Annotated in this window: 4 protein-coding genes and 1 pseudogene; 3 read left to right on the forward strand and 2 right to left on the reverse strand. The window is 69.5% G+C overall.

Annotated elements, in window-relative coordinates; all coding sequences use genetic code 11:
* Positions 1-216 (reverse strand): hypothetical protein (locus ACRDUX_RS26640; protein ID WP_526418161.1); only part of this gene is annotated, 216 nt, incomplete at its 3' end.
* Between the two features lie 110 nt (positions 217-326).
* On the opposite strand from ACRDUX_RS26640, the gene ACRDUX_RS26645 reads away from it, so the two are divergent.
* The gene (locus ACRDUX_RS26645; protein ID WP_526418163.1) at positions 327-665 is read left to right on the forward strand and encodes a hypothetical protein; all 339 of its coding nucleotides are present in this window, start codon (positions 327-329) and stop codon (positions 663-665) included.
* Positions 666-683: 18 nt separating this feature from the next.
* Here the strand turns inward: ACRDUX_RS26645 and ACRDUX_RS26650 are convergent.
* A pseudogene (locus ACRDUX_RS26650) lies at positions 684-2,065 on the reverse strand (IS3 family transposase); the annotation flags it as partial.
* A 219-nt stretch (positions 2,066-2,284) separates the two neighbouring features.
* On the opposite strand from ACRDUX_RS26650, the gene ACRDUX_RS26655 reads away from it, so the two are divergent.
* Both ACRDUX_RS26655 and ACRDUX_RS26660 read left to right on the forward strand, forming a co-directional pair.
* Positions 2,285-3,766, forward strand: coding sequence for a site-specific integrase (locus ACRDUX_RS26655; protein ID WP_526418165.1), 1,482 nt, complete (start codon positions 2,285-2,287; stop codon positions 3,764-3,766).
* A gap of 111 nt (positions 3,767-3,877) precedes the next feature.
* Positions 3,878-4,159 carry a hypothetical protein gene (locus tag ACRDUX_RS26660; RefSeq protein WP_526418167.1) on the forward strand — a complete coding sequence of 94 codons (282 nt, stop codon included), beginning with the start codon at positions 3,878-3,880 and terminating at the stop codon, positions 4,157-4,159.
* Positions 4,160-4,266 lie beyond the last annotated feature (107 nt).

A 4,266-nucleotide genomic window follows, 5' to 3' on the forward strand; every position in this document is an offset into this window, starting at 1 on the left:
GCAGAAGGTCGAGGGTTCGAGTCCCTTCAGCCGCTTCGTAAGAAAGCCCCGCAAATGCGGGGCTTTCTCGTTCTCCGGAACGAGTCGAAATTGGTCGCCGCAACCGTCGCGATCGCAGTGGGTGCCAAAACTGTGCCAAAACCCCCCGGCACGGGCGAGGCTTGTCCGACCACGCCACAGGGCGAAAAGCTGGGCCTCCATGGCTATGGCAGTCATGTGCAGCCGCTCCGACAGGTGCCACGACCCCTCCCGACTGCCGGGGCGAGGTGCCTCCGACACCCGTCCAGCGGCGGCGGGGGCGCAGCCACAAGCGTCGTCCAGACCGTGTGACGCTGGAGCCCGACGACATCGAGGCGATCGCCCAGGAGGTGGCCGCTCGGCTCGCGGGCCGCGGGCTGGGGCTCGTGACCGTCGATCAACTCGCCGCAGAGCTGAAGGTCGAACGCTCCTGGGTCTACACCCGATGGCGCGAGCTGGGCGGCTTCAAGCTCGGCACCGGACGCAACGCCCCGATCCGCTTCGACCTCGCCGCGGTCTGGGCTCGCCTCCAGCAGGCCGCACAGCCAGCCACGCAACCGGCCCCGCGACGCACTCGACCGCGTCGCTCGACGCCGGACGACGTGCAGCTGCTCTCCGCGCGCGGCGGAGCCTGTCAAGTCGGATGAGACACTCGCGCTGCGAATTTAGTGAGCAGCCTCCTTGTCGATCGGCTCGTTGATCCACGCGGCGGTGGGCAGCGCGGGCGGCGTCGGCGGGCGACGCACGAAGCGCTCGGGGGTGGCGGCGTAGGCGACGTCGAGGACGCGTGCGCGGTGGGCGTGGATGGCAGGCGCGTGTCCGTGGTGGACGGCGGCCGGGGTCATCAGCCCGATCCCGGAGTGCCGGTGCGAATGGTTGTAGTACTCGAAGAACGACCGGCAGTGGGCGCGGGCGTGCTCGATCGAGGTGAACCGTGCGGGGAACGTCGGGCGGTACTTCAGCGTCTTGAACTGCGCTTCGCTGTAGGGGTTGTCGGTGCTGGTGTAGGGCCGGTTGTGGGTCTTGGTGACGCCGAGGTCGGCGAGCAGGAACGCGACCGGCTTGCTGGTCATCGAGCTGCCGCGGTCGGCGTGCACGGTCAGCTGATCGGGCGCGATGTTCTGCTGCTGGCAGGCCTGGGCGATCAAGTCGCGCGCGACGTGACCATTCTCGCGGTGCTGGACGGTCCAGCCGACGGCGTAGCGGCTGAAGACGTCGAGGATCACGTAGAGGTGGTAGTAGGTCCACTTCGCCGGGCCCTTGAGCTTGGTGATGTCCCAGCTGTAGACCTCGTTGGGCTTCTCGGCGAGCAGTTCTGGCGCGCTGTAGGCGGGGTGCTCGAGCACGTTGCGGCGTTCGCGGACGCCGCCGTGCTCCGCGGCGAGGATCCGGTACATCGTTCGCTGCGAAGCCAGGTAGCGGCCCTCGTCAAGCAGCGTCGCCCACACCTGCGCAGGCGAGCTGTCGACGAACCGCTCGCTGTGCAACTCGGCCAGCAGCGCCTCGCGCTCGGTGTCGCTGAGCGCTCGGGCGGGCGGCCGGCGCGGCGTGGGCGGCCTGGGCGCGGGCGGGTTACGGTGCCGGTAGACGGTCGCCGGCGCGGCGCCCAGCGCGCGACACGCCGGCCGTGTCCCGATGATCGACGTCAGCTCGTCGACGGTCGCGGCGATCATCGCTCGGTGCTCGCGTTGGCGCCCCTGGGCTCGAGCAGTTCGCCCAGAAGCGCGGAGACGTTTCCCTGCACCTCGATGACCTTGCGCGCCTTGACCAGCTCAGCTTCGGCGCGCTCCAAGCGACGACGCAGCTCGGCGTTCTCGGTGTCGCGCGGATCGGTCTTCGGGCGTCCCCGAGGGCGCTGAAGCGCACCGAGCGCGCCCGCCTCGTGGGCGCGGCGCCACTCCGTCAACAACGACGAGTACAAGCCCTCACGACGCAGCAACGCGCCGATCTCGCCGAGCCGGGTGCAGGCCTCAGCCTCCCTGACGACCCGCAGCTTGTACTCCGCGCTAAACCGCCGACGCTTGGGCTTCTCAACAAGCTCGGGGTCAGGCGCCCCCGCCGACGAGACCCGCGCAGCGAGTTGGGAACCGCGCTCGCCTTCGGCTCCCGCGATCCCCAACTCGCCGGCATCCCCGTTGATCTCCATGTCCAACACCGCCACGTGCTCCGTTCTCGCCCTCAGGACTCGGTAGTTCCTTGGTCATCAGCGTCTCACGTGACGTTGGCAGAGAGGGCGGCGCGTGAATCTCACGAAGGGTGATCGCTGATGGCCAGGCCCGCGACGTGCGCTGTCGTCCGCCGCCAGCAGAAGCGCGGTATCCGCTACGCCCTGCGAGTCACCCACAACGGGGCTCGGCACTTCGTTCCGCTCGGTCCGGCCTGGGAGGGCTGGACCGAAGAGCGTGTCGAGCGCGAACGCGCCCTGGTCGCCACCCTCCTGGAACGGGGCGAGTGGACACCGCCCAAGGCGCCAGAACCGCCTGCGCCTGTTGTGGATGACGCCCCGACGGCCACAGCGGATGAGACGTTCGCGGTGGTCGCGTCGCGCTTCTACGCCGCCCGCACCAAGCGGATGGACTCCGAAAAGTCCAAGCAGGCACTGCGCTGGCGTCTGGGCGCCGCGATCGCGCACATCGGCGAACTGCCCATCACGGCCCTCGACACCGGCGCGGTCGACGACATGGTCACCGCCCTGCTGAGCGAGCGAGAGGAGGTCGAGGCCGCAGCCGCAGCGGGCACACCGCTGATGCGCACCGAGCGTGTGGCCAGCACCGGGCGGACCTACCAGCAGCGGCGCAAAGGCCTATCCAACGCGTCGATCAACAAGGTCGTCGCGGGAGTCAGGCTGGTCCTGGAAGACGCACGCCGGCGCAACGTCATCAGCCACCAGCCCGTCGATCGCCACTCTATGGTGCGCGCCCAGAAACCGAACCGCAGCTTCCTCCAGGTCGACGAGCTTGAAGCCGTGCTGAACGCGGCCAGCGACGTCGAACGCGAACAGCGGGGGCTGGACTGGGACGACGTCCAGGCGATCCGCGCCTCCGACGCTCCGAACACACACCTCGCCGCCCGCTACCGGGTCAGCGACACCCTAGTCCGCAAGATCCGTCGCGGCGAGCTGTGGGTCGAGCAGCCCCGCCGCCGGCGCAACGACATCCCGCGCTACGGCATCTGGGCCGTGCTGCTCGGCACTGGACTGCGCATCGACGAGCTCTGCGGGCTGCAGCCCGCCCGCCACATCGACATGGACAGCCGACGTATCTCCGTCACACGCGACATCACCAAGACGACGGCAGGCGAGCGAGTCATCCCGATGCTCCCGTTCGTACACGCCGCGCTCGTGCAGCACTACCAGCGCCGACGGCCGCGGCCCGACGGGCGTCTGTTCGAGACACGCGCCGCGACACCCCAGACGCCCGACAACATCCGCACCCACGTCATCGAGCCGATCGTGCGCACCGCCAACGACCACGGTGCCGGGATCGAGCACTGTACGCCGCACTCGCTGCGCCGGACCTTCGCATCGATCCTCGCCGAGATCGGCGTACCGCCGAGGCGGGCGATGTACCTCCTCGGCCACACCGACGCCAAGTTCACGATGGGCGTCTACCAGCACGTGCTGGACCTCAACGACGACAGACTCGAGGCCCTCGAGACGATCCTCGGCTGCACGGCCACTGAGGCCTATGGGACGCTCGCAGGGCGCCGCCAACGCCGGGCAGGCCCGATCGCGCTAGTGGAACGGTGATCCCAGACGTCTCACCGTGCCCCGCACAGGAGCCGTCCGCCTGCTGGCTGCAGCGCTATCCGCGAGCAGACGAGGTGCCGCAGACGACCCTGACCAGGTCTCCTATCGGCCGTGATCGACCGACGGCCCGGGCCGCCCGATGGTGCGGGCCATCGCCTGCTGCGTGCTCTGCAGCAGTCGTTCCATAACCCGCCGATCGGCGACCTCGTCGGCCCCGGAGGGTTCATCGCCCAGTGGGCGCTCGGTGTCGGTGATCCCCCAACGCTGGCGGTACTCCTCGAGCCGGTCGGCCGCGACATCCCAAAGTCGCGACGCACGCGAGCCGTTCGGACGCTCGCCGAGCGCCGCCACGAGGTCATCTGGCGGCCGTCGCCGGGAGCGGTATCTGGGTGATCGCCCGGAGCGGCGAGAGCCCCAGACTCGGCGAGGTCGCGGCGGATCTGCGGAAGCGTCTGGCGGTCCTTTGGTCGGTCCGCTGCCTCCTTGGAGATGACGAGATC

This window comes from Mycobacterium sp. (genome assembly GCF_050701675.1).
Taxonomy (GTDB): Bacteria; Actinomycetota; Actinomycetes; order Mycobacteriales; family Mycobacteriaceae; genus Mycobacterium.

Excerpts from the sequence above, each read along its gene's own strand:
- ACRDUX_RS26655 (WP_526418165.1), top strand. The coding sequence starts at position 2,285 with ATGGCCAGGCCCGCGACGTGCGCTGTCGTCCGCCGCCAGCAGAAGCGC.